A 24,508-nucleotide genomic window follows, 5' to 3' on the forward strand; every position below is an offset into this window, starting at 1 on the left:
GCGGTTTTGCCTTTTGCCGGGCAAGCCCGCTGACCGGGTCTCAGCCCGGCCGCACGCGCGCAAGCGGTCTGCCACGCTCGGCCAGTGCGATCGCAACCAGTACCTCGTCCGGCTCCGGTGAGTCGGGCACCGACAGAGACACCGTGTCGAAATGGTCGAAGCTCCACATATCGGCAATGCCGTGAGTGGGTATATCGAGACAGGCGCCCGCTGCGCCGCGTTTCGTCACCGACGGCATGATCGTGGTCGCACCGGGCAGGCATTCACGCACCGCCTTGCCCAGCCGCGGATGAAGCAGCGCCGCGCCACACTCCAGCGGCACGCCCGTACCCACCAGCGCCCCCTTCCCGTAGCCCTGGATGTCGGCGGGCGTGCAACCCAGGGCCTGCAGTGCGCGCCCGGTGAGGAGCGCTCCGAGTTCGGCGCCCGTCGCGTAAAGCGTGTCCAGTGCGCCATCAGTGCCCTCATCTGCCATCTTCAGAACGGCAGCCGCGACAGCCTGGCGGTGCGGCGGCACGACCGGCACACCAAGTTCTGCACATCGCTCGACCAAGTGAACGACCACCCTCGTAACCTGTACGCTCATGGTCGCGCCTCCATCCCGTCTGCCGGACGCTCAAGCGTTGCGCCTGGTGCCGGGAAAGCGCCCCTCGCTGACTCGTACGCCCGCGCTGCGCGCAGGACCAGGGCATCGCCGCCCCGTCGGCCGATGATCTGCACACTGGTTGGCAATCCTCCGGCAAAGCCACACGGCATACTCGCTGCGGGAAGCCCGGTCTGGTTGCACCACGCGGTCAGCGCAGGTGCCGTACGCAGACCGGCAGGCAGGCCCGGTACGGGCGGCGGACCACAGTGGAACGTCGGCGTGAGCAGCAGGTCGTAGCGCTGAAAGAAAGCCTCCATCGCAGCAGTGAGTGCATGACGCGCAAGCAGTGCGTCAGCGAACGTTGCGGTGTCCACCTGTTCACCTGCATCGGCAAGCGCCTTCAGGTCGGGATCGAGCAGTGTCCGGTGCGCCGCCTCCATATGCCGGGCACGCTGCGCGAAGTACACCGACCACTGGACCGAATGCATGCGCCCATCTCCGTAATAGTCCGCAAGCGGCGTCACGTCGCTTTCGACAACATGCGCCCCAAGCAACTCAAGCGCACTGGCTGCCTGCCTGACACACACGTCGATGGCCGGCTCGATGCGCACGCCGGCGGGAGCCGCGCAGTACGCGATGCGAAGGCCCGCGACGCCATCGTCGAGCCTCGCGCAGTAGTTCGCCCAATAATCCGAACTGCCGGCAATGCCTGAATGCCGGTCGCTACCCTGGTGCGTCATCACACTGAGCATGAGTGCGGCATCGCGCACGTTGCGCGCGATCGGCCCCAGCGTAGACAGCGCGGTCCATGACGCCGCTTTGCCGGCCGGTACAAGCGAGAACGTGGGCTTGAACCCGACCACACCGCTCCAGCACGCAGGAATCCGGATTGACCCGCCCCCGTCGGTCGCGAGCGACAGCGGTCCCATACCGAGCGCAACCGCCACTGCGGATCCACCACTGCTGCCCCCAGGCGAAAGCCGTGTATCCCACGGATTGCGAGTGGCCCCCGTCAGAGGACAATCGGTGACGATCTTGTTGCCAAACTCCGAGGTCGTAGTCTTGCCAAACGGTATAGCGCCCGCGCGCCGCAACCTCGCCACGGCCGGCGCGTCCTCGCCTTCGCGTTGCGGCGATGAGGTCCATGAGCCGTGCCGCGTGGGAAAACCGGCTACCGCGACGAGATCCTTGACCGAGACGGGCACGCCATCGAGCGGACCGCGCGGCTCACCCTGCATCCACCTGCGCTCGGCGTTGCTAGCCGCTGACATCGCTCCTTCCTCGTCGATGGCGCAGAACGCATTGACGACGGAATCGAGCCTTGTGACCTGGTCCAGCACTGCGCACATGACCTCCACCGGCGAGAGTGTCCGCTGTCTGAAGCCGGCAACCAGCTGACTGGCACCGAGCATGACAATATCGTCCATTATGTAATCCTAATTTTTTGATGCATAAACCGCCTCACGCAGGAGGCCCCCTTCTATCCTTCGCAGACTGGCGTGACCGGGTCGGTGGAATCGAGGATCGAAAAACTGTTGTCGGCGCGTGCCTGACCGATTCGTGTCTGGCAGAGCACGTGGCCACCATCGTGGCTCACCCCGGTCCTGCCACGCGGCAGTGCGACGGAGACAGCAGGCAGCGCGGCCTTGACGCGCTCGGCGTCGACACTCCCCGCCGACCTGACGGCCTCGGCGAATAGACGAATCCCCGCATAAGTGTTCTCACCGTGCGGCAACACGACGGCATAACTTCCCAGCCGAGGATCACGGGCATCGGCATAATGCGCGGTATAGCGTGTGAGGAACGCCTGGTTTTCCGGATTGTCGATGCTCATGAAGTAAGACGACACGCCGATCGTGCCGGTCGACGCGCCCGTGGTCGCAATCGAGAGGGATTCGTGCGCAATGTCCGTCACGAGCAGCGGTTTCATCGCGAATGACCGGTACTGCTTCACGAACGTCACCGGGTCATCGCCGATGCTGTGCCACACGACCTGCGCGTTCAAGCTCGCGACGCGCTGCAGGACCGCACCATAGTCGCGCGTGCCGAAGGGCAGCCAGTAGACCTCCAGGAATTTCCCGCCGTGACGCGTCACCGCTGCCTGCAACTGCGGGATCAGCATTTTCCTGTTGCTGCCGATATCGGACACGACCGCGCAGACCGAACGTCCTTCGTCACGCATGAGCCGCGCAATCAGCGGCTCAATCCGCTGGCTTGCGGCAAGGCCCGTCGTGAGCAGTCGCGGGTCACATCGTCCCTCGTCGAAATTCGGATAGACGACCAGCTTTCGCGCGGCTCTTGCCGCCTGGAGAGCGGCTTCGCGCTCCGACGGAAGCACCATGCCCGTGATCATCGCGACGTCGTCATGCATGAAGAGCTGCCGCGCCTTCTCGAGTGTGACCGCGGTAGACATCTGGGTGTCCTCGACGCTCAGTTGCAAGGGGCGCCCAAGCAGTCCACCCGCGGCGTTGATCTCGTCCACTGCAAGTGCGGCGCAGTTACGGTTGGTCTGCCCCACACGCGTCAGGGGACCGCTGAGCGGTGCGAGCACGCCGATCTTCAGCGGCTCAGCCGAGCGCGCGAACGGGGAGAGGGTCGATGCAGCGAGGAACTCGGCCGCACCAAGCAGCACGGTTCGGGAAAAGTCACGACGGTTCATGTTTTTTTCTCACTCGATTTCACTGAATGTTTTCAAGATGAAATTCCGGCGCGTTGTCCGCCGCCGGGGAAAGATAGCGTGCGAGTGGGTGTTCGCCCGTATCGCCGGATCGCGGCTCAACGATGCCGGCATGCACGAGCCGGCCGTTGCTCAGCACGATGCAACGCCGAGCACTCTGCAGGACAAGGTCGAGGTTCTGCTCGACGAGGAGCACGGCGAGATTTGAGCGGCGGCAGAGTTCGGGAATCACCTCGCCGATACGCTCCACCAGATTGGGCTGCACACCGTCGGATGGCTCATCCAGCAGGAGCAGTTTCGGGCGACCACACAGCGCGCGCGCGATGGCGAGAACCTGCTGCTCGCCACCCGAGAGCGTGCCACCCTGCTGTGACAGGCGCGTCTTGAGCACCGGGAAGTAATCGAAGACATCCTCGAGGATGCCCGCACCACCGGCGGCCTGCGTGCCCATGAGGAGGTTCTCGCGCACGGTCAGTTTCGGAAAGATCCAGCGTCCCTGCGGCACAAGTCCGATGCCCCGGCGTGCAATCTCGTGCGTGCGCAGGCCCGTGACCGGCTGCCCAAGGAAAGAGACCTCCCCGCTCACGCGCGGCAGCAACCCCATGATCGCCTTCACCAGTGTGGTCTTGCCGGCACCGTTGCAGCCGAGCACACCGACCACCTCGTTCTGCAGCACGTCCAGCGTGAGGTTGTAAACCACATCCACATCGCCGTATCCGGCGCACAGGTTTTCAATGCGCAGCATGTGTCGCCCCCCGCCCCAGATAGATGCGGCGGATCTCCTCGTCGTCCGCGATCTCCGCATACGATCCCCGTCGAACGACCTCTCCCCGGTGCATGACCCACGTCTCACATGCGAGCGACTGCACGAAACCAAGGTCGTGTTCGATGGCGAGTACCGCACATCGCTCGCGCAACCGGTGAATAAGGCCCACCAGCCGCTGCGCGTCCTTCGCGGACAGACCGGCTGCAGGTTCGTCGAGCAGCAGCAAGGCGGGCTGGCACATGATGGCCATGCCTATTTCGAGCCACTGCCGCTCGCCGTGCGGCAGATGCGAGGCGAGCTCGCGCGCCTGCCCGGACAGACCCACCTCCTCCAGCACCGCATCGGGATCGGGCATCGGCGAAGCCCGGTAAGCCGCAACCCCGAGACCGGCTACCACCAGGTTGTCGCGCACTGTCATCGTGAGGAAGGTGTTGGTGCCCTGGAACTTGCGCACCACGCCGCGCCTGCAAAACGCGTGCATCGGGCGGCCTGTCATCCGCTCGCCGTCGAGATACAGTTCGCCCGCACCTGAAGCAATCGCGCCTGAGAGCAGACCAACGAGCGTGCTCTTGCCGGCCCCGTTCGGACCGATCACACACAGCAGGTCGCGCGGCCCGATTGCAATGTCTACACCCGCCACGGCGTTGATTCCACCGAACGCGCGCGACAGTCCGCTGCCCTGGAGAAAGTGGGCGTCCATTACCGTTCCTCCTGTGCGCGGCTCGTGTGGTGAAGCAGCGGCCTGTTCACTTTCGCTCTCAGGATGCGGCGTATGGCCGCCGCGAGACCACTGACACGCAGGCCGTTCGGCATGAAGAGCACGCAGGCGAGAAACAGGCCACCGAGGATCAGTGGCCAACCGTCCGTGCTGTAGCTAGCGATGGTCTGCTTAAGGAGCGTCAGAACGACCGCCGCGATGACAGGGCCACCCGTTCTGCCCCGCCCGCCGATGGCCACCCAGAGAATGACCTCGGTCGCCAGCAGCGGCGAGAAGACGTCGGGCGCCACCACGCCCGAGCAGGACGCCATCAGGCCCCCGGCGATAGCCGCCAGCACTGCTGACACGACGAAAACACACAGCAGATGAAACGAGGTGTGATACCCGCATGCCTTCGCCCGCCATTCATTGGTTGCGATCGCATCGAGCACTTTGCCGTAGTGGCTGCGGCACACGACCCACGTTAGGGCTATCGCTCCGAGGAGCACCACGGCCACGGCGTACCAGGACGCGCGGGGACCACCCAGATCAAATGCGTGACCGCTCACGCCCACCGACAGTCCGGGGATGCCGAGGATTCCCGTGTCTCCTCCCGTGATCGACTGCCAGCTGACGGCGAGCTGCTGCGCGACGATCAGCACTGCCAAGCTGATGATCGCAAAGAAGTGAAGCCTTACGCCCGCAAAGAGCAGGAAATAACCCACCACTGCGGCGACAGCCGCAGCGCAGAGCACCCCCGCAGCGAGCCCTGTCACGGGTGCCTGTCCAAACTGTACGGTCGCCACGGCAAATCCATACGCGCCGAGACCGAGAAACGTGGTGTGCCCGAGCGTAAGCACCCCGGCGCGGCCCCAGAGCAGGTCATAACTCAACGCGAGAATCCCCATGACCAGGGCATCACGCACGGTCGAGAGCAGCCAGGGGCCGACGAACAACGGCAGGATTGCCGCCGCTATCACTGCCGCACCCCACATCAGCAGGGGCGGAGCATCCTTGGGACCGAGAGCCGGCTGTGCGAGCCACAGACGCAGGCCGGCTGCGTGTTTTTCAGACATACGTTTTATCCTTTACCGAGAAGATGATGGGCCGCGCTGAATCCCGGAATCAGGCCCTGCGGCCTGAACCGGATCACCACGATGGAGAGGACCAGCACCACCGCCGATGCGAGCGAGGGGTCGACGCGATAACCCAGCAGCGTCTCGGCCGTGCCGATGACTGCACTGCCCAGGATGCTGCCCGCAATCGAGCCGATGCCGCCCAGCACAATGACGAAGAAAGCCTTGGCGAGATACGAGACGCCCAGATGCGATTCCACCGAAACCATGGGCGCAACGAGCACACCAGCGAGTGAGGCAAGCGCCGCGCCGCCACAGAACGCAATGCGATTCAGGCGCCGGGTGTCGATGCCGGTGGCCTCGGCCATCGCCGGGTGCTGGATCACGGCACGCAACTGCATACCAAAGCGCGTGCGGGCGAAAAGCAGCCAGCACCCTGCCGTGACGATGAGCGCGACAGCGATCACGAAGATCCGGTAGGCTGGATAGTTCCCCCCGGGGACCGGAACCGCTGCGTCGAACGGCGCGTACACCAGCATCGGCTGCGTGCCGAAGATGAGTTCCAGTGCCTTCTGCAGGATCAGGCTGACCGCGTAGGTCGCGAGAAGGGTATCCAGTGGCCGGTCGTAGAGAAACCGGATGATGAAACGCTCGAGGCACCATCCGAGGAGTGCCCCGGTTAAGGGTGCCGCCAGCAATGCCACCCAAAACGCCTCCTTCCCGGCAACCGCCTGCACGACAGCCAGTGTGTAAGCGCCGATCGTGACCCACTCGGCATGTGCAAGGTTCACGATGTCCATCATGCCGAACACGATGGCAAGCCCAAGCGCCACCAGAGCCAGAATGCTCACGTAACCGAGAATGTTCAGAATCGTCGTCATTGGCATAGGTCCAGGTCTTCATATCTGCGGGGCGTCGGCCCCATCCGTGTAACTGGCAAACGAACGGCTTTTCAGTCCGGACACGCTGTCCGTCATCACCCAAAGAATTCCTTAGGATCATTACTAAGATATTCTTAGTATAGACGACGAGAAATTCCCAGAAACTCCGAGGATGCAGAGTAATCAAGCGACATCCTCCGTTTTTGCCAGACGCCTGGGTCAGGCCCGTTTAAGCTCGGGCCTGACCCAGGAGCAGCTCGGCATCCATGCCGGCATCAACGAATTTTCAGTCAGTGCCCGCATCAACCAGTACGAGAGAGGCAAGCACATGCCCCTATCATAGTGAGGCAGCGTCTGGCCAGGGCGCTGCACGTCCAGACGTCTTTTCTCTACGAGGAGGACGATCTGCTTGCAGCCCTTCTTGCAGTTGCGGCCCGACTCACACGGGGAAAGAAGAAAATCATCCTCGCGAATGCCGAGGCGCTGACACAACCATCTTCCATAATCCGAAAAGCAAAGTAACGTTTAATCTCCTGACTAAGATTTACTTAGTAAAATCCCTGAGCGAATCCGGGAAACTCACCGGATGCCGCACGATACACCCACCCCTGATGCAGTTTTCCCCAGACGCCTGAAACAGGCGCGGCTGCGCTCGGGCCTCACCCAGGAGCAGCTTGGCATCCATGCAGGCATTGACGAGTTCTCCGCCAGTACCCGCGTGAACCAGTACGAAAAGGGCAAGCACACCCCTGCCATACAGACGGGTCAGCGCCTGGCGCGCGCACTCCTTGTCCCCACCGGTTTCCTCTACGAGGAGGACGACCTGCTCGCGAACCTGCTGGCAATCGCGGGCAGACTCAGCAAGGAAAAGAAAAAGGCTCTCCTCGACAGTGCAGAAAAGCTTGCGCAGGAATAGACTAAGAATTCCTGAGTCTCGGGTCAACGCTCACTGCGCCATGGCTGCGCCACTGCCTCGATCGCAACACCGACCTTGATTGAACGACCATCCGGGCGAAATTCTTCGTGACGCCGCAACACGATGTCCGTCGAACTCCCGTCCCGAGACTAACGCTTCGTCGGTATCGCGCTTTGTCACAATTTATGAGCATTAAATTTACGTCCTGAAAACGAGCGTGTCAACGTCGTGGAATTGCTCGTTTACCCTAATTATTTGCCATATATTGAATCCTTGACTTAGGTGAACGCCTCACCTATTTTCTATTTATGATTATTAAATAGGAAAGGACATGAGCAGTGACATGTGTGATCTGACAGTGCAGGAGCTCCATGCGCTTTATGTGCGGGGTGGCACCTCGCCAGTGGAAGTAATGAACGCCGTGCTTCACCGCGTTGAGCGGCTCGACCCCACAGTGAATGCCTTCTGCCGGATAGCCGAGGATGCACTCGACATGGCGCGGGCGTCCGAGACACGATGGCATCGCAAACGGCCCCTCGGCCCCCTCGACGGCGTGCCCGTCAGCATCAAGGACAACGTCGCCGTCTCGGGCCTCGCCACGCGATACGGCTCGCGCATTACGGACGAAGTACCGGCGTCCCATGACAGTCCGTGCGTGGCGAGACTTCGCGAGTCAGGAGCGATCTGCTTTGCCAAGACCACCCTGCCCGATTTTGCCCACAAGATCGTCACCGACAGTCCGCTCACGGGCGTGACCCGCAATCCCTGGGATATGGAGCGCACGCCAGGCGGCAGCAGCGGCGGTGCCGCCGCCGCCGTCTCGCTCGGCATGGGCCCAGCGGCGATCGGCACCGACGGTGGCGGGTCCATCCGGATTCCCGCCGCTTTCACCGGCACGTTCGGCTTCAAGCCAAGCTTCGGACGCGTCCCGCATGCCCCGCGCGGTCCGTTTGGCCTGTTGAGTCATATCGGCCCCATGACCCGATGCGTGGCAGATGCCGCGCGGATCCTGACCGCGATCAGCCGGCCTGACAGCCGAGACTGGTACGCGTTGCCATTCGACGCCAGCGACTACGAACTGGGTCTGAGGTGCAAGCCGGCGCCCGGTGGCATCCGTATTGCCTATAGTCCGTCCCTTGGTCTACCTGTCACATCCGAAGCCGATATCCACGACGCGGTCATGCGTGCAGCCGATACCTTCCGCCAGTTAGGTGCACGAGTCCAGCCGGACGACCCGCCTGGTATCGATCGCTGCAATGCAATCCACGCGACCCTGTGGCCGGCATGCTGCCGCCAGCTCACCGAAGGCATGGCCAACGACGGTGCTGCACTCGATCCGTCATTGCGCGCCTACTCCGACACGGGCGCCGGAATATCACGCCAAGCGCTACTCGGCGCGCTGATCGAAAGGGGCGAACTCGGGGCCAGCGTCAACGCATTCTTCGAACGATACGATCTCGTCATCTGTCCGGTTTATCCGCGTGTGGCCATGCGACTCGCCGAACTCCAGACCAGCGACGAACTGTTCCCGCACTTCACCGCATGGTGCAATCAGCTCGGGCTTCCCGCTGCCAGCCTCTACGCCGGCACAAACTCCGAAGGCCTACCTCTCGGGATACAGATCGTCGGCGGCCGTCACGCGGATGCACTCGTTCTCTGGGCAAGCCACATCCTCGAACTCGCCTTTGGAAAGGCTCCCCTAGCCGAGCTGGCACGTACGCTTTCCTCATCCGTTGCCGGCCGCAAAACGCACTGAGACCTTGCGTCTGACGGACGGCCAGGCCTGCCCGACGCAGGGCTGGCCGTCGTATCACGAACCGCGCTTCCCGCCCGCACGCAGACCAAGATCCGAGTCCAGTACCAGCTTTTGCCGTAAGGCTGCATGCACCTTGCGAAGCTGCGCCTCCGCTTCTTCCATGTGCACCGCCATGAGTTGTTCTACCGCGCTGGCGTCGCGCCGCCTTGCCGCATCGAGAATCGCCCGGTGGGCAGCGACGGTCTTCCGCCCGAACGCCTGATATTCCTGTTGCGTGACGTTACCGGCCACGACCACCAGACTGTGCAGCATCTGGTTGATGATCTGGCACAAGCAGCGAAGGAACGCATTGGGGTTAGCGGCCGCCAGCACATCATGAAAATGGATGTCCTCATGTCGCTGGTCGAGCGCATGTTCGTGACTTGCGACAAACGGCTCGCACACCTCCACGCTACGCTCCAGCGCTTCGAAGTCGGCGTCCGTCAGATGCTCCACCGCGCCTGCCGCAAGTAGAGGCTCCAGCACGCGCCGCACGCCGTAAATGTCCTCCAGACTGATGCTTTCGAAAAAGAGAAAGTTCTGCAACGACTGGAACGCGCGCGCAAGCGGCACACGCGTGATCGTCGCGCCGCCATCCGGTCCCGTGCTCAGGCTCACCAGGCCCTGCACCTCCAGGGCCTTCAGGGCCTCCCGCATCGAGCCCCGACTGACCTTGAACAGGTCCTGAAGCTCGGCTTCCTTGTTCAACCGTACGCCCGGACGCACCTTGCCATCGTTAATCCAGCTCTTGATGAGCTCGGCCACCTGATCGCCCCGCTTGATCGTGCGGGGCCCCCTGTTGTCAGGCTGCAGCAACGGCTTTTTTACTGTCGTCTGTTTTCGCCCTGCCATTCGTCACACCCGTAGTTGGCCAATCATCGTTCGGTAGGGACATCATTATCGGTCATCTACTGACGACATGGCCGACGTTGCCGCGTCACGCCGGCCCACGCCCTCCTAATGTTCGGGGGTAGCGATGCGACGTTCCGGCTCCTACGCTCTAGACGAACGGCACGCGGGCAAGCGCCCCGTGATTCCGGTGCACGCCACGCCTCGGCGCACGCGCACCATTTTGGGAACCAGGTCATGACCCGAGACGAACCGACGTCACAACAAGTCCATGCGATCGAGTACATCGGAAGAGCTCTCGCGGATCGGGGACTCGATCTCGAACGGCTCGCCAGGAGCATGCGTGCCGTAAGTAGCGAATCGGACGCAACCGGCAAGATCGGAGGTCCTCCCTGGCGCCCAGATGACGTGCGAGCCCTGAACATGAACCTCGTGCCTGCCGGCCGCGGGGGCTGCCCGGCCCTCCAGTCCCTCGTGGCGCAGGCGACATTGATGGCCTACCTCGGTGAAGCCGACGCAAGCCTGACGCTTGCTTTGCCGGGCCCGGGGCTCGCCATGCCACCTGTCGTCGCGCTCGCCTCGGTAAAGCAGCGTGAGCAGTTCTTGCGGCGATTCGAATCCGACGCGCCGCGCTGGGGAGCTTTCACCATCACCGAGCCCGACTGTGGTTCCGACGCGACTGCCATGCGTACCAGCGCAAGAAAGACCGGTCGTGGCTGGGTTCTAATGGAACAAAGTGCTTTATCACGAACGGTGCGCGCGCCAACTGCGTGATCACGTTTGCAACGATCAACCGGCAGATGGGCCACTACGGTACGGGATGGGCGGCTTCGTGGGCACCGCGCTGCTTGAAGCGCACGGCGCACCCTACCTCTATCAGCACGACGAAATCTGGGACCTGCTGCTCGCGGAGAATTTTGCCCGTATCGGACACGTCACCGTCACCGATAGGTCATCGATCTCGCCCAGTGTTATGGCCTGGTGCCGGGCAGGCCGCTCCTGCTCTTTGCTCGGGGCGTCGGCGGGTTTTCAGCAGCGTTGCTGTTTCGTTAGCCTACCGACTCGGCCCCGCTTCGTCCACTTGCCCCAACCGCACCATTGGTATGGTTGTAATCCCTTACATGAATCACCGAGCGGCAATCTGCAGACTATAATAAATGTGAATGCACTCGGGCGGGTGCATAGTACGCGTCCAGTTGGCCATTACCGATGCCGCGACCTGCGGCAATCGTAGTCGGGCCTCTGACTGGTCCCTCACTCCCGGAAACGGGTGTCGCATGAACCGCACAGTCGTTGGACGCGGGCCTCGTCTCATGTGGCACTTGGACTTCCAGACTCTGTGGCGCAGCGCCGGGGTAGCGAACATGAAACACGTCTCTCGACGCCGTTCGAACGAGGGCCAGCGCAGGCCGTCACCCATAGCTGATCGTCTGCAAACTGGCACACCGGTCATGCGTCTTGCATGTGCCACCGACATTCCTTCCCTCGTCGAGTCTTTCGGCCATGCGGCTGGGAAACTCGGCTTCCCGCATTACATGATCAGCCGCGTTACGCGGAGCCGTTCGAGCTGCACTCGGCGAACAGCGCTCGAGATGATTGGCTCACACTATCCGCAAGAGTGGGTGCAGCACTACCAGCGTCGGGATTACGCGGACACCGACCCCGTTCATCGGGCTGCGTTCCTCCAGTCGGCTCCCTACCGGTGGCATGACATCATCGGCTTGAGCAAAGCCGAGCGGCGTCTACTCGACGAAGCAAGAGAGGCCGGACTACCTGCGGGAATCAGTATCCCGGCCCACCAGTCCGATGGCAGTATCCTGCTGTTCAACTTGTCCGGCTCTCCACATTCCGTCAACAATGCAAACAACTCTCGGCTGGCATACCTGATCAGCACGCAGTTTCACTTCGAACTGCATCGCCTCGCTCTGATACCTTCAAGAAGAGCGGCACACCTGCTTACACCGCGTCAGCTGGAATGTCTGACCTGGGTCGCCCGGGGGAAAACCTCGGCCGAGATTGGCGAGATCCTCGGGTGCTCCCGCTATACCGTTGACTACCACATCGAAGAAGCAATGGAGGCTCTCAACATCCGCGGCAGGACGGCCGCTGCCGTCAACGCGACCGTACAGGGCATCATAAAACCCTAAATCTGTTTTCCCTGCAATTCCACCGCACGTCCTACCCGTCGCCGTATAAGCGGCGTGCATCACTGCACGCTCGCGGGTACTCGTCGACACCCTCCCAAAGCTCAGAGTTTCTGGGGCACAGACTCGCTGATAGCGTCGTGTCAACGGCTAAAAATAAGACCAGGAGGAGCCCATGTCATACGTCGTTGCTGGCAGGCTTGATGACCTGCCATCGGATATCCGTCACCATCTCGGAACCTTCCGCCACAAGGTCTTTTCGCGGGATCTGGACTGCCGGACCATCGAGCCGGCTCAACGTCGGGCATGTCGTTGTTCCCTTACGCCATGGCGCTCGCCCTCTCGTTCGGCGCGACACGCGTGATCGGCGTGGTCTCGCACTCTGTTGCACGTCTGTACCGACGCTTCGGGCTCGATCTGCGCGATATCGGCGTTGACACGGCGCCGGGCGGCGCCAATATCGTTGCGTGCTCAATCGATCTGGACCCTGCCGCGTTCCACAAACTCCAGTGCGATCCTGTCACGCTGCTGAACTCGATCACCCGCTTCGGACAGATCCCACTCGCGGAGCCTCGCATGCTGGGTCATTCGCATCCGACTGAAGCGGACGCGTCTGCGGCGACGTGCCCCTCGCAGTTTGGGACAACAGAACGGTACACACGCAAGCGACAGTCTAGACGACCGGCCCCTGACATCAGCGCATGCCTGCAGGGCGGCAATGGTGCCGGTTGTCGGCCTCCTTCACCCAGTCCGGTCTGATAGCCGACGCATAGGCCTGTCCGCTGCGCGAAGCATCTCCATTCCGCTGTGAGCTCAAGCCTAGGCGCTCGTCGATCGCGTGCGCGACGGTCGCAGACTTCGGAGGATGATCGCGATCGCAGTCCGCCCAGAACGTACACATCGCATCGACCAGGACGGACAGTATCAACGTTACGTAGGGCAGTTTCACGACGATGCCCTCCTCTGGTCGATCGCTAGCGGACTTGCCCCGATGCTCCTGGAACTCGTTCATGGGCATCATGATCCGCAGGGAATCGAGTTCACGCTGCAGGCGATTTTCAAACGAGTAGTGAACAGTCGCCGAGTGCGCAAGCGCCTTGCGCAGCTCGCAGAGCTGCCGGTCCTTCATCTCCATGCATCTGGTTAGCCGACGAACTTCGGCTTCGGCCCGCTGCAAACCCTGATCACGAGCAGCGTTTGCCGATAGCATGAGTGGGGCGCTCTCCATGCCAGCGACTGTCCATGCATTGAGTTCTTTCATGATGTTCCCTGCCTCAAATGCGCATGCTTGTACCGTTCCGGCCGCAGCAGTTCCCGCTGTCCAGCGCGAACGGGAAGGCACCGGGAGTCTCCGTCGCAGGTCAATCGCGGCGGTTAATTGCGGCGGAGTCATCGGACTTCAGCCACGTATCCTTTTTCGGTTTTCTCAGACGAAATATCAACTACGAAAAAAGGCAGGGTGTGCCATATCGGCGTCAGCATGGATACGCAGCAGAAGTACCGACAGTTTTGGTGACCACCGGTCACCAAAACGGCGGGGCCACCGTCAGGCAGCGTGCATTGCCACTAAGCCGCGGACATGCAGAACCCGCTGTCGTCAGGCGGGAATAGGTTGCAGAGAAAACTTCTCCATCGCTCGCAGGCGAGAGCGATCCGTAAAGACCGCCGAAACACGGCACCGCACTGGTATTGCCGCGGCTTTGATGGCCGAAGCGCAAGGCACGTATCAAACACAATGTCGTCCAGCGAACCGTAACGCTGGCCGGCGACCAAAAAAGGGAGAACTTCCAGACGATCGACGAAGCGTGATTTGACCTGTCTTTCGCAAACGAGGGGCGCCGCACACATTGGTGTTCGTATGTTTGCGGCGGTGATTCCGAGCCGGCATTCGTTTCGCAATCACCAGAGGCCTGGCGCACACCGATGTGCGCCAGGCCTACCGGGCCATTCAATCGAACCGATGCCCGACTGCTGATAATTTTCTATTCCAATCTTGTCAATGAGACCGAGCTGGATTTGCGGCTGGTGTTGTTTGTTGGGTCGGAACGTGACCGTCGCGCGCTGGAATACCTAGTCTCTGTTAGCGATAGCGAGGCTGTCTTGCGCGGATATCGGGTCAGATTGATGTCAGCCCGGAGCGGAGCGCCTTTACACTCGACGTCGAGGTTCGCCGCGATTCTCGTTATGTATTTCGAGACCTGCGTCGTCGCGGCATCGAGTTGAATCTGGTATTGCCGCTCGGAAATCGGTGCAGAGATATCCATTGGCGTCCTCCAGCGAAAACGAAGCTGCCAACAGAACTCTAAACAAAAAAACACAAAATTCAATGACTACGTGAAACTACGCAATTTCACACCATTTCATTGCATTAACGCGCGTGGCCGAGTGGCCCTGCTGGGCGCCCCGGAAACCCTTTGGAGATTTTTCTATTTGAAAATCATCCGCTCACAAGCCTCATGCGGGCTCCAGCCGAGCAAAACAAGGGGGCAACCATCATGGCTTGCCCCTTGAAGTCCTACCAACTGCTCGGAAAGCGAAATCAATCTTTCACTTCGCAATTGCCCTGCTCTACTTCTTGAAGTTAGCCACGCCTTCCGTGATTTCCTTGTGCGCGGCGTCCACGCCCTGCCAACCTTCGACCTTCACCCACTTGCCTTTCTCGAGCGCCTTGTAGTGCTCGAAGAAGTGCTTGATCTGGTCCTTCAGATACTCGGGCACGTCGTCAACCGTCTTCATGTGCGCCGTCATCGGACAAATTTTGTCGTGGGCCACTGCGACCAGCTTTGCATCGACACCCGATTCATCCGTCATCTGCAGCATGCCCAATGCACGTGCCCGAACCACCGAGCCAGCCAGCAGCGGGAACGGCGTGATCACCAGGACATCGACAGGATCGCCGTCGCCTGAAAGCGTTTGCGGAATAAAACCGTAGTTCGCCGGGTAACGCATGCCCGTCCCAATGAAGCGGTCGACCACGAGCAGGCCCATGTCCTTGTCCGCTTCGTACTTCACCGGATCGCTTTGCGCCGGGATCTCGACGATTACATTGAAATCCTGCGGAAGATCCTTGCCTGCGGGTACGTTATTAAAGCTCATGTGCACTCTCTTCAAAGTGGAAATTCGGTGTCGGAGATAAACGAATTCAGTACGCGCCAACGCCACGTTTTGCTGCATTGCGACAATACACGTCAAGCGCGAATGCACTGACTGCAGCGCGGCTTCAAGGCATCACCTTGGCCCATGAAACAGCGTAATTACGTCATTATAGCCAATCGAGAAGCGCGTTCTGGCGTCATCGGTACGCGGGGAAATCGGCGCAAAATAGACTGTCAGCAATGTGATCGGTAACGTAAACGGAGGTGAATGAACGCCAATCAAGCACCGCGCGATCGAATGAAGCGATAGTACGTCGCCCCCGAAAACAGCCACGGAGACAGGAGTCAGGCATGGAAGAGGCAAAGCATTTCATCGGCAATCAGTGGGTCGGGGCAGCAAGCCACGAGACCATCCCCGTCATCGATCCCTCAGACGGCCAAGTCTTCGCCCAACTCGCGCGCGGCAACGCAGCCGATATCGACCGCGCCGTCCAGGCAGCCCGCCACGCTTACGAGGGCCCGTGGGGCCATGCGAGCGCCGCCGACAGAGGACGCGTGCTTTACAGGCTTTCGATGATCGTTGCCGCCCATCAGGACGAACTGGCGCATCTCGAAGCACGCGACACCGGCAAACCCCTGAAGCAAGCCCACACAGACGCGGCGGGCATCGCACGGTATTTCGAGTTCTACGCGGGCGCCGCCGACAAGCTGCATGGCGAGACGCTGCCCTATCAAACCGGCTACACCGTCCTCACCATCCGCGAACCGCACGGTGTGACCGGGCATATCGTGCCGTGGAATTACCCGCTGCAGATCTTCGGGCGCAGCGTCGGCGCGGCGCTCGCGGCCGGCAACGCGTGCGTGGTCAAACCGGCGGAGGACGCGTGTTTATCGATACTGCGCATTGCCGAACTCGCCGCCGAAGCAGGCTTGCCGGAAGGTGCGCTCAACATTGTCACGGGTTATGGATACGAGGCAGGAGCTGCGCTCGCGAGACATCCGGGCATCGATCACATCTCGTTCACGGGGTCGCCGGCAACGGGCGCCGCGGTGGTCAAGATGGCCGCCGATAACCACGTCCCCGTCACGCTCGAACTCGGCGGTAAGTCGCCGCAAATCGTTTTCGCCGATGCAGACTTCGACGCCGCCCTACCCGTGCTCGTCTCAGCGATCGTGCAGAACGCGGGGCAAACGTGCTCGGCGGGCAGCCGCGTGCTGATCGAGCGATCGGCGTATGAGCCGTTGCTTGAGCGGTTATCGGAGGCGTTCACCGCGTTGAAGGTTGGCCCGAGCAAGCTCGATCTCGATTGCGGTCCGCTGATCAGCGCGAAGCAGCAGCAACGTGTGTGGGATTTTCTCTCCGATGCCCAACACGACGGCATCGCCATGGCCGCGCACGGCGAAGTGATTTCCGAAGCCCCCGAAGCGGGCTTTTACCAGGCGCCGACGCTCTTGCGCGACGTCCCGCCGGCGCACCGTCTTGCGCGTGAAGAAGTGTTCGGTCCGGTGCTCTGCGCGATGCCCTTCGACGACGAAGCCGACGCGCTGAAGCTCGCCAATGGCACGGACTTCGGCCTGGTCGCTGGCATCTGGACACGCGATGGCGGACGGCAGATGCGCATTGCCCGCAAGGTTCGCTCAGGTCAAGTGTTCATCAATAACTACGGTGCGGGCGGCGGCGTGGAACTGCCGTTCGGTGGTGTCAAACATTCGGGCCACGGCCGCGAAAAAGGCTTCGAAGCGCTGTATGGATTCACGGTGCTTAAAACCATCGCCATCAAGCATGGCTAAACAGGAGACGACATGAGACTGCAAGGCAAGACTGCGATTGTGACGGGCGGCGGATCGGGATTCGGCGAAGGTATTGCGAAGACATTTGCTCGCGAAGGCGCGAACGTCGTCGTGAACGATCTCAACGGTGCCGCAGCAGAGCGCGTGGCGAGCGAGATTGCGGTGAGCGGCGGCAAGTCAATCGCAGTCCCCGGCGACGTGACGAAGCAAGCCGACTGGCAAACGCTGTTCGATGCTGCCATAGAAGACTTCGGCAGCGTTCAGGTCGTCGTGAATAACGCGGGCACGACGCATAGAAACAAGCCTGTGATGGAAGTTACCGAAGCCGAATTCGATCGCGTCTATGCGGTGAACGTGAAGAGCCTCTACTTCAGCGTGGCGCAATTTGTGCCCTACTTTCGCAAAGTCGGCGGCGGTGCGTTCATCAATATTGCATCGACAGCAGGCGTGCGGCCGCGACCGGGCTTGATCTGGTACAACGGCAGCAAGGCTGCGGTGATTATCGCGAGCAAGGCCTTGGCGGTTGAGCTTGGGCCGGACCGGATTCGTGTCAACTGCATTAACCCTGTGATGGGTGAAACCGGTTTGCTGTCCGAGTTCATGGGCATGGAAGACACGCCCGCGAACCGGCAGAAGTTCCTCGCGACCATTCCGCTGGGACGGCTTTCGACGCCGCAGGACATCGCGAACGCCGCGCTGTATCTCGCCTCCGATGACGCCGAGTTCATCACCGGTGTGGCGTTGGAAGTCGATGGCGGACGGTGCGTTTGATCGTTCTGATTTCACGCTGACTGGCCTTTGAAAACACGCGTTTCTCAAGAGCCTGTGAAGAGGCATCTGATGCTTGCCGCCGGATGCCGATCATCGGTGTTTTCCCGATATAAAACAGACGGTTGCGGCGTGGAGTGAACAGCTAGAATCGGGCAGCACATTTTCCCATCGATAAAAATAGTCAGGAGACAACATGGCCAGTACTGCGGGTGATTTGCATCGACCGGGCGCGGGTGCACCCCCCTCCGCGTTCGAAGCAGCGACGTATCGCAAGGTAGCCTGGCGGCTCTCGCCGTTGCTCTTACTTTGTTATGTGGTGGCGTACCTGGATCGTGTGAATGTGGGCTTTGCCAAGCTTCAGATGACCACCGATCTCGGCTTAAGCGATGCCGTCTACGGCTTCGGCGCGGGCATCTTTTTCTTCGGTTATTTCATCTTCGAAATTCCCAGCAACGTCATCCTGCACAAGGTCGGCGCGCGCGTGTGGATCGCGCGGATCATGATCACGTGGGGCATCATTTCCGCCCTCACGATGTTCATCACCACGCCCACCATGTTCTATGTGATGCGTTTCATTCTTGGTGTGGCCGAAGCGGGATTTTTCCCCGGCATCATTTTGTATCTCACGTACTGGTTTCCGGCTGAACGACGCGGGCGCATGACGACATTGTTCATGACGGCGATCGCGTTATCGGGGTTGATCGGCGGACCTGTGTCGGGCTGGATCATGAAGAACTTCGATGGTGTCAACGGCTGGCATGCGTGGCAATGGCTGTTCTTGCTGGAAGGCATTCCGTCGATTGTGGTCGGGATTGTGGTGTTCATCTTCATGGATGACCGGATTGCGAAAGCTAAGTGGCTTACCGCTGAGGAGCGGGAGCTGCTGGAGCGGAATATCGCGAAGGACAACGTCGAGAAGGTCGATATGCCCGTGCGTGAGGTGCTGAAAAGCGGCCGGGTCTGGTTGATGAGCCTGATCTACTTTTCGTTCGTGATGGGGCTTTACGGCGTGAGCTTCTGGCTGCCTACGATTATCAAGGCGACCGGGGTGACCGATGCGCTGACCATCGGCTTGCTGTCCGCGATTCCGTTTGGTGCGGCGGTGATTGGGATGCTGCTCGTTGCAAGGAGTGCGGACAAGCGCGGCGAACGGCGCTGGCATATCGCCATTCCGGCGGCTGTGGGGGCGTTGGGGCTGGTGGTGTCCGTGGTGTGGTCGACGAATACGACAATGGCCATGCTCGGGCTGACCTTGGCCACAATGGGCATTCTCACTACGTTGCCGCTGTTCTGGAGTTTGCCGACGGCGTTTTTAGCTGGGACGGGTGCGGCTGCCGGAATCGCGATGATTAACTCGCTTGGGAATTTGGCAGGTTTTTTGAGTCCGTATCTCGTGGGATGGTTGAAGCAAGTGACTGCGTCGAATGCTAGTGGCATGTATATGCTGGCCGCGTTTATGGTGCTGGGTGGCTTGCTCGCGCTGAGTGTGCCGAAACGGGTGGTTAACCGGTAAGACTCGCTGAACATGGGTGTCAACGTCAACTGCACGGAAAACTGCTCCCATAAATTCGACCAGTATTACGACTTCGCTCGCGAGCTTGTCGACCGCTACTGGGTGATGAGCCGTGGCGAGATCGTCGCGGGCGACGTGAGCACGGAGATGGAAGCGCATGGCGCACGAGAGTTGATCGCGGACTGAAGCTCGCCGTAACATGGCGACTCGCTCCCGATCCCGAAAGCCTCATGCATCACGAACCTATAGCCGACCTGTTGCCATTGACTGCCTCCGATTCCAACGAGTGGCATGGCAAGCTCGAACTTGGTTTCACGCATCAACCTCCGGGACGAACGGCGCTCACGCATCGGAAACACATGGGGCCTTTGCGCATGCAACGGCCTCTGTACCCCGAAGGCGATGCCATCTGCCACGCGGTAATCGTGCATCCGCCGGGCGGCGTGGCGGGCGGCGACCGGCTGGCAATCGACATCGACTTAGCCCAGCAAACGCACGCCGTCATCACCACGCCGGGCGCGACCAAGTGGTACAAGGCGAACGGTAAGCTCGCCACGCAGCGCATTAATATCCGCGTCGGCGCGAACGCAAAGCTCGACTGGCTGCCGCAGAACAACATCGTGTTCGAGTCATCGAACGTGGCGCTGGATTTCACGCTAACGGTTGACCTGACGGCGACAGCTATCGGCTGGGACGCGATGCAGTTGGGCCGACAGGCCGCCGGCGAACGATGGTCGGATGGGCGGCTGGCCTCCACAGCCCGGATCTGCGACAAGCAAGGCCGTTTGCGCTGGTTCGAACGCGCGCTGCTCTCCGCCAACGATCCTCTACGACTCGCACCTCAAGGTCTGGCAGGCTTCCCCGCCTACGCCACCCTCTGGGCGATCGGCCCGGCCTGCAGCGACGCGCTGGCGGAATCCCTGACAGCAAGCCTCCCATTCAACGAAACCCTCCGCGCCGCCGCTTCCTGCGTCGCGCCGGGCATTTTAATCATCCGCGCCGCCAGCCATTCGATGGAGCCCTTGCAACGCGCGATGACCGAATGCTGGACTACGTTGCGCCCGCTAATCCACGGCACCGATGCCAGACCATTACGGCTTTGGACAACGTAGTCGGGTAATTCCTCATAAAACGCGCACCACAAAAGCGCACAATTACGCTCGCACTTTGTGCATCACCAAGCCTCGTGTCTCGCTGAAGCCCGCCCAGCAAGGCATAAAAGCAGTGGCACGACTCTCGCTTAATCCTCTTCCCGACGAGTGCATCCATGAATGCGACGCACCGCGCCAAAATCGCGATCCAAGGAAAGAGAATCAAATGACCAACACGCTTCGCCGCCACTGCCTTCGTGCCCTCACCACCGCCCTCTTCACCCTCCCGGCCATGGCGTTAGTTCCGCTCACCGCCCACGCCGACGCACTCGATAACGTCACCAAAGCCGGCGTCCTGAAAGTGGCCGTGCCGGAGGATTACCCACCGTTCGGCGCAGTCGGTGGCGATATGCAGCCGCAGGGTTATGACATCGATATGGCCGCGCTTCTGGCCAAATCGCTCGGTGTGAAACTGCAACTCGTACCGGTCAACAGCGCGAATCGCGTACCGTACCTGACGACAAACAAAGTGGATCTGGTGATCTCGTCGTTGGGCAAGACGCCGGATCGCGAGAAGGTGATGGACTTCTCCACGGCCTACGCGCCGTACTTCCAGGGCGTGTTCGGCCCCGCCGATATCAAGGTCACCGGCCCCGCCGATCTCACCGGCAAGACGGTCGGCGCGACCCGCGGCGCGCTCGAAGAAATCGCGCTCACGCAAATGGCGCCGAACGCGACCATCAAGCGCTTCGAAGACAACAACGCGACCATCCAGGCATTCCTCTCCGGCCAGGTTCAACTAATCGCTGCAGGCAATATCGTCGCTGCAGCGATCCTCGCGAAGAATCCGCCGCGCCGTCCGGAACCGAAATTCGTGATCAAGAACTCGCCGTGTTTCGTCGGCATGAACAAGAACGAACCGCGCTTGCTGGCTAAAGTCGATGCGGCGATTGCCCAGTCGAAGAAGGACGGCTCGCTCGAAGCCATGTCAGAAAAGTGGTTCAAGGCGCCGCTGCCGGCCGGTCTTTAAACCAGCCCCTTAATCAACACCGTCAAGCTTAAATAACAAGGCGCCGATTTAATGGCATATCAACTCCAGTTCGGCGATCTCGGGCAGTACGCCGGCATGTTTGCGAGCGGCGCAGCGGTCACGCTCGGGCTGACCGCGGTGTCTACCGCGCTCGGTCTCGCGGTCGGCATACTCGGTGCAGCAGGCAAAGGCAGCAAGTTTCCCGCGGTGCGCTCGTTCGTTGGCGGCTACGTGGAAGCGATCCGCAATACGCCGTTCATCGTGCAATTGTTCTTCGTCTTCTTCGGGCTGCCGGCGCTGGGTATTCGTATCGATGAATACGTCGCCGCCGTGCTCGCCATGACACTCAATCTCGGCGCGTATTCGGTGGAGATCATCCGCGCGGGTATCGCGGCCGTGCCGAAGGGACATCTTGAAGCGGCGGCGTCGCTGGCCATGACACGCGGAGAGACCTTCAGGCATGTGGTCTTGCCGCAAGCCATCGCTAAAGTATTTCCTGCTCTCGCGAGCCAGATCGTGATCACCATGCTCGGCTCGGCGGTGGTTTCTCAGATATCCGTCGCCGATCTGACCTATGCCGCGAGCTACATCCAGTCGCGCAATTTCCGCGCGTTCGAAACGTATTTCCTGATCACGGCCGCGTATCTCGTGATGGCGATCCTCTTGCGCTTCCTGCTCAACGAAGCAGGCAAGCGCTTGTTCGCCCGCAATCTGCGAGGCGCCCGATGATCGAGTTTACGTTTGAACAAATTCTCACGAACCTGCTGCTGGCGGCACGCTGGACCATTGTGCTGTCGATCGTTTCGTTCGTGGCCGGCGGCATCGTGGGCTTCGTGCTGCTCATCATGCGCGTATCGAGTTCACGTGTATTGCGCACTATCGTGAAGGTCTACATCGAGATCTTCCAGGGCACGCCGCTTTTGATGCAACTGTTCCTCGTATTCTTCGGTTTGCCGCTGCTCGGCATCGAGGTCCAACCGTGGATAGCGGCAACCGTCGGCCTTACGCTGTTCACCAGCGCGTATCTCGCCGAGATCTGGCGCGGCTGCGTTGAAGCTATTCCAAAGGGTCAATGGGAAGCATCCTCCAGCCTTGCGATGAATTACTTGGAACAACTGCGCCACGTGATTCTTCCGCAAGCCACGCGCATCGCCATCGGCCCGACGGTCGGCTTCGGCGTGCAAGCCGTGAAGGACACGGCGCTGGTCTCGATCATCGGCTTCACCGAACTCACGAAAGCCGGCACCATGATTTCGAACGCGACGTTCAGGCCTTTCGTGGTCTACGGTCTCGTCGCGGTGATCTATTTCGTGATTTGTTATCCGCTTACCCGCACCGCGCGCACGCTTGAAAGGAAATGGAATGCCGCTCGTTGAAACGCAAAACCTCAAGAAGCAATTCGGCGCGAACCAAGTCCTGAAGGGCATCGATTTTTCGGTGGAATCGGGACAGGTTGTCGCAATCATCGGACGCAGCGGCTCGGGTAAAAGCACCTTGCTGCGGACCTTGAACGGACTGGAAAGTATCGACGAAGGGTCGATCGAAATCGACGGCGAACACATGGACGCGCGCCACGCCGATCTGCGCGCGCTGCGCCTGAAGGTTGGCATGGTATTCCAGCAGTACAACCTGTTCCCGCATCTCACCGCCGGGCAGAACGTGATGCTCGCGCAAACCGTGGTCAAGAAAGTCCACAAGGCGAAGGCGCGCGCAACCGCTGAACAAGTGCTTGAACGCGTCGGCCTCGCCGATAAATTCAACGCCTATCCCGAACAACTGTCGGGTGGACAACAGCAGCGCGTGGCTATTGCCCGGGCGCTCGCGATGAAACCCTCGGTACTGCTCTGCGATGAGATCACCTCCGCGCTCGATCCCGAACTCGTGGGCGAAGTGCTGGCCGTAGTCGAAAGCCTCGCCGCCGATGGCATGACGCTCATCATGGTCACGCACGAGATGCGCTTTGCGCGGCGTGTGTCGAACAAGGTCGTGTTCATGCATCAGGGCCGCGTGTGGGAAAGCGGCACGCCGGAAGAGATTTTCGAGCGGCCGACGACCATCGAGTTGCGCAAATTTATCCAGTGAGTTGGCCAATAAGTCATCCAATGAAATCGTAGGGTTGCAATGCTAGGATTCTTGCAACAATGACGCCTAATCCGAGACACGTTCCGATCCCATGAAGCTCACTCACCGCGAAAAAGACAAGCTGCTGATCTTCACCGCCGCGCTGCTCGCCGAACGGCGTCGCGCACGCGGGCTGAAGCTGAACTATCCGGAGGCCATCGCGTTCATCTCGGCGGCGCTGATGGAAGCCGCGCGCGACGGCCGTACCGTCGCCGACGTGATGCACTACGGCACCACGCTCCTCACACGCGACGACGTGATGGACGGCGTGCCGGAAATGATCCCGGACATCCAGATAGAAGCCACCTTCCCCGACGGCACCAAGCTCGTGACCGTCCATCATCCGATTCCCTGAACTTGCAGCACTCTTATAAAAGGAGCCGCGCATGATTCCCGGCGAATATCTCATCGACGATGGTGAGCACGAACTCAACGCGGGCCGCGAGACGGTGTCCGTGACTGTATCGAATACGGGTGACCGGCCCGTGCAGGTCGGCTCGCATTTTCATTTCTTCGAAGTCAACACGGCGCTCACGTTCGAACGTGACAAGGCAAGAGGCTTCCGGCTGAACATTGCATCGGGTACGGCAGTGCGCTTCGAGCCCGGCCAGGAACGCACGGTTGAACTCGTCGCGCTGGCTGGCGATCGCCAAGTCTACGGCTTCAATGGCCTCGTGATGGGCCCGCTTTGATCTCCACTTCAGGATTA

At 60.9% G+C, this 24,508-nt stretch carries 23 protein-coding genes and 3 pseudogenes; 16 read left to right on the forward strand and 10 right to left on the reverse strand.

Going from position 1 to position 24,508, the window contains the following annotated elements; all coding sequences use genetic code 11:
• Positions 1-40 precede the first annotated feature (40 nt).
• From SBC1_RS13435 to urtB, 7 genes are read right to left on the reverse strand one after another with little or no spacing between them, the layout of a single operon-like run.
• Complete coding sequence (locus SBC1_RS13435) at positions 41-586, reverse strand: amino acid synthesis family protein (protein WP_165092301.1); 546 nt, start codon at positions 584-586, stop codon at positions 41-43.
• A complete protein-coding gene (locus SBC1_RS13440) occupies positions 583-2,013 on the reverse strand; it encodes an amidase family protein (RefSeq protein ID WP_165092302.1) in 1,431 nt (476 codons plus the stop codon). The genes SBC1_RS13435 and SBC1_RS13440 overlap by 4 nt, the downstream gene beginning before the upstream one ends.
• 53 nt (positions 2,014-2,066) lie before the next feature.
• Positions 2,067-3,245: an ABC transporter substrate-binding protein gene (locus SBC1_RS13445; protein WP_165988061.1), complete on the reverse strand. Its 1,179-nt coding sequence runs from the start codon at positions 3,243-3,245 to the stop codon at positions 2,067-2,069.
• Between the two features lie 19 nt (positions 3,246-3,264).
• Positions 3,265-4,008, reverse strand: coding sequence for an ABC transporter ATP-binding protein (locus tag SBC1_RS13450; RefSeq protein ID WP_165092304.1), 744 nt, complete (start codon positions 4,006-4,008; stop codon positions 3,265-3,267).
• Positions 3,995-4,729 carry an ABC transporter ATP-binding protein gene (locus tag SBC1_RS13455; protein ID WP_165092305.1) on the reverse strand — a complete coding sequence of 245 codons (735 nt, stop codon included), beginning with the start codon at positions 4,727-4,729 and terminating at the stop codon, positions 3,995-3,997. Before SBC1_RS13455 ends, SBC1_RS13450 begins: the two co-directional genes overlap by 14 nt.
• The gene (locus tag SBC1_RS13460) at positions 4,729-5,802 is read right to left on the reverse strand and encodes a branched-chain amino acid ABC transporter permease (protein ID WP_165092306.1); all 1,074 of its coding nucleotides are present in this window, start codon (positions 5,800-5,802) and stop codon (positions 4,729-4,731) included. Before SBC1_RS13460 ends, SBC1_RS13455 begins: the two co-directional genes overlap by 1 nt.
• 5 nt (positions 5,803-5,807) lie before the next feature.
• Positions 5,808-6,683 carry an urea ABC transporter permease subunit UrtB gene (gene urtB / locus SBC1_RS13465; protein WP_165988063.1) on the reverse strand — a complete coding sequence of 292 codons (876 nt, stop codon included), beginning with the start codon at positions 6,681-6,683 and terminating at the stop codon, positions 5,808-5,810.
• 586 nt (positions 6,684-7,269) lie between these two features.
• Here urtB and SBC1_RS13470 point away from each other — a divergent pair.
• Together SBC1_RS13470 and SBC1_RS13475 are read left to right on the forward strand one after the other, a co-directional pair.
• Positions 7,270-7,599, forward strand: a complete 330-nt coding sequence (locus SBC1_RS13470; protein ID WP_165092308.1) for a helix-turn-helix domain-containing protein — start codon at positions 7,270-7,272, stop codon at positions 7,597-7,599.
• Between the two features lie 331 nt (positions 7,600-7,930).
• Complete coding sequence (locus tag SBC1_RS13475) at positions 7,931-9,355, forward strand: amidase family protein (protein ID WP_165092309.1); 1,425 nt, start codon at positions 7,931-7,933, stop codon at positions 9,353-9,355.
• A 54-nt stretch (positions 9,356-9,409) separates the two neighbouring features.
• Here the strand turns inward: SBC1_RS13475 and SBC1_RS13480 are convergent, their stop codons facing one another.
• Positions 9,410-10,246, reverse strand: a complete 837-nt coding sequence (locus SBC1_RS13480; RefSeq protein ID WP_165092310.1) for a FadR/GntR family transcriptional regulator — start codon at positions 10,244-10,246, stop codon at positions 9,410-9,412.
• Positions 10,247-10,480: 234 nt separating this feature from the next.
• Between SBC1_RS13480 and SBC1_RS13485 the strand changes: the two are divergent.
• The 3 genes and pseudogenes from SBC1_RS13485 to SBC1_RS13490 form a co-directional block, all read left to right on the forward strand.
• A pseudogene (locus tag SBC1_RS13485) lies at positions 10,481-11,058 on the forward strand (acyl-CoA dehydrogenase family protein); the annotation flags it as partial.
• Between the two features lie 86 nt (positions 11,059-11,144).
• Positions 11,145-11,296 (forward strand): annotated as a pseudogene (locus SBC1_RS39875) (3-oxoacyl-ACP synthase); the annotation flags it as partial.
• A 311-nt stretch (positions 11,297-11,607) separates the two neighbouring features.
• Positions 11,608-12,390, forward strand: coding sequence for a LuxR family transcriptional regulator (locus tag SBC1_RS13490; protein WP_165988065.1), 783 nt, complete (start codon positions 11,608-11,610; stop codon positions 12,388-12,390).
• Between the two features lie 691 nt (positions 12,391-13,081).
• Here the strand turns inward: SBC1_RS13490 and SBC1_RS13495 are convergent.
• Positions 13,082-13,648 carry a hypothetical protein gene (locus SBC1_RS13495; protein ID WP_165092312.1) on the reverse strand — a complete coding sequence of 189 codons (567 nt, stop codon included), beginning with the start codon at positions 13,646-13,648 and terminating at the stop codon, positions 13,082-13,084.
• A gap of 1,307 nt (positions 13,649-14,955) precedes the next feature.
• Positions 14,956-15,483 (reverse strand): inorganic diphosphatase, encoded by a 528-nt coding sequence (ppa, locus tag SBC1_RS13500; protein ID WP_165092313.1) that lies wholly within the window; start codon positions 15,481-15,483, stop codon positions 14,956-14,958.
• Positions 15,484-15,833: 350 nt separating this feature from the next.
• Between ppa and SBC1_RS13505 the strand changes: the two genes are divergently transcribed.
• The 11 genes and pseudogenes from SBC1_RS13505 (at position 15,834) to SBC1_RS13555 (ending at position 24,491) form a co-directional block, all read left to right on the forward strand.
• The gene (locus SBC1_RS13505; protein WP_165092314.1) at positions 15,834-17,273 is read left to right on the forward strand and encodes an aldehyde dehydrogenase family protein; all 1,440 of its coding nucleotides are present in this window, start codon (positions 15,834-15,836) and stop codon (positions 17,271-17,273) included.
• Positions 17,274-17,285: 12 nt separating this feature from the next.
• Positions 17,286-18,044 (forward strand): SDR family oxidoreductase, encoded by a 759-nt coding sequence (locus SBC1_RS13510; protein WP_165092315.1) that lies wholly within the window; start codon positions 17,286-17,288, stop codon positions 18,042-18,044.
• A 193-nt stretch (positions 18,045-18,237) separates the two neighbouring features.
• Positions 18,238-19,557 carry an MFS transporter gene (locus tag SBC1_RS13515; protein WP_165092316.1) on the forward strand — a complete coding sequence of 440 codons (1,320 nt, stop codon included), beginning with the start codon at positions 18,238-18,240 and terminating at the stop codon, positions 19,555-19,557.
• A 57-nt stretch (positions 19,558-19,614) separates the two neighbouring features.
• A pseudogene (locus tag SBC1_RS13520) lies at positions 19,615-19,743 on the forward strand (ABC transporter ATP-binding protein); the annotation flags it as partial.
• Positions 19,744-19,787: 44 nt separating this feature from the next.
• Positions 19,788-20,669 carry an urease accessory protein UreD gene (locus SBC1_RS13525; protein ID WP_165092317.1) on the forward strand — a complete coding sequence of 294 codons (882 nt, stop codon included), beginning with the start codon at positions 19,788-19,790 and terminating at the stop codon, positions 20,667-20,669.
• 205 nt (positions 20,670-20,874) lie between these two features.
• Positions 20,875-21,678: a transporter substrate-binding domain-containing protein gene (locus SBC1_RS13530; protein WP_165092318.1), complete on the forward strand. Its 804-nt coding sequence runs from the start codon at positions 20,875-20,877 to the stop codon at positions 21,676-21,678.
• A gap of 51 nt (positions 21,679-21,729) precedes the next feature.
• Positions 21,730-22,407, forward strand: coding sequence for an amino acid ABC transporter permease (locus tag SBC1_RS13535; protein WP_165988067.1), 678 nt, complete (start codon positions 21,730-21,732; stop codon positions 22,405-22,407).
• Positions 22,404-23,054 (forward strand): amino acid ABC transporter permease, encoded by a 651-nt coding sequence (locus tag SBC1_RS13540; protein WP_165988069.1) that lies wholly within the window; start codon positions 22,404-22,406, stop codon positions 23,052-23,054. The genes SBC1_RS13535 and SBC1_RS13540 overlap by 4 nt, the downstream gene beginning before the upstream one ends.
• Complete coding sequence (locus tag SBC1_RS13545) at positions 23,041-23,760, forward strand: amino acid ABC transporter ATP-binding protein (protein ID WP_062092329.1); 720 nt, start codon at positions 23,041-23,043, stop codon at positions 23,758-23,760. Before SBC1_RS13540 ends, SBC1_RS13545 begins: the two co-directional genes overlap by 14 nt.
• Before the next feature lie 91 nt (positions 23,761-23,851).
• Positions 23,852-24,154, forward strand: a complete 303-nt coding sequence (locus tag SBC1_RS13550) for an urease subunit gamma (RefSeq protein ID WP_031362362.1) — start codon at positions 23,852-23,854, stop codon at positions 24,152-24,154.
• A gap of 31 nt (positions 24,155-24,185) precedes the next feature.
• Positions 24,186-24,491: an urease subunit beta gene (locus SBC1_RS13555; protein WP_165092321.1), complete on the forward strand. Its 306-nt coding sequence runs from the start codon at positions 24,186-24,188 to the stop codon at positions 24,489-24,491.
• Positions 24,492-24,508: the final 17 nt, after the last annotated feature.

The sequence above is a fragment of the Caballeronia sp. SBC1 genome (genome assembly GCF_011493005.1).
In the GTDB taxonomy this organism is placed as follows: domain Bacteria; phylum Pseudomonadota; class Gammaproteobacteria; order Burkholderiales; family Burkholderiaceae; genus Caballeronia.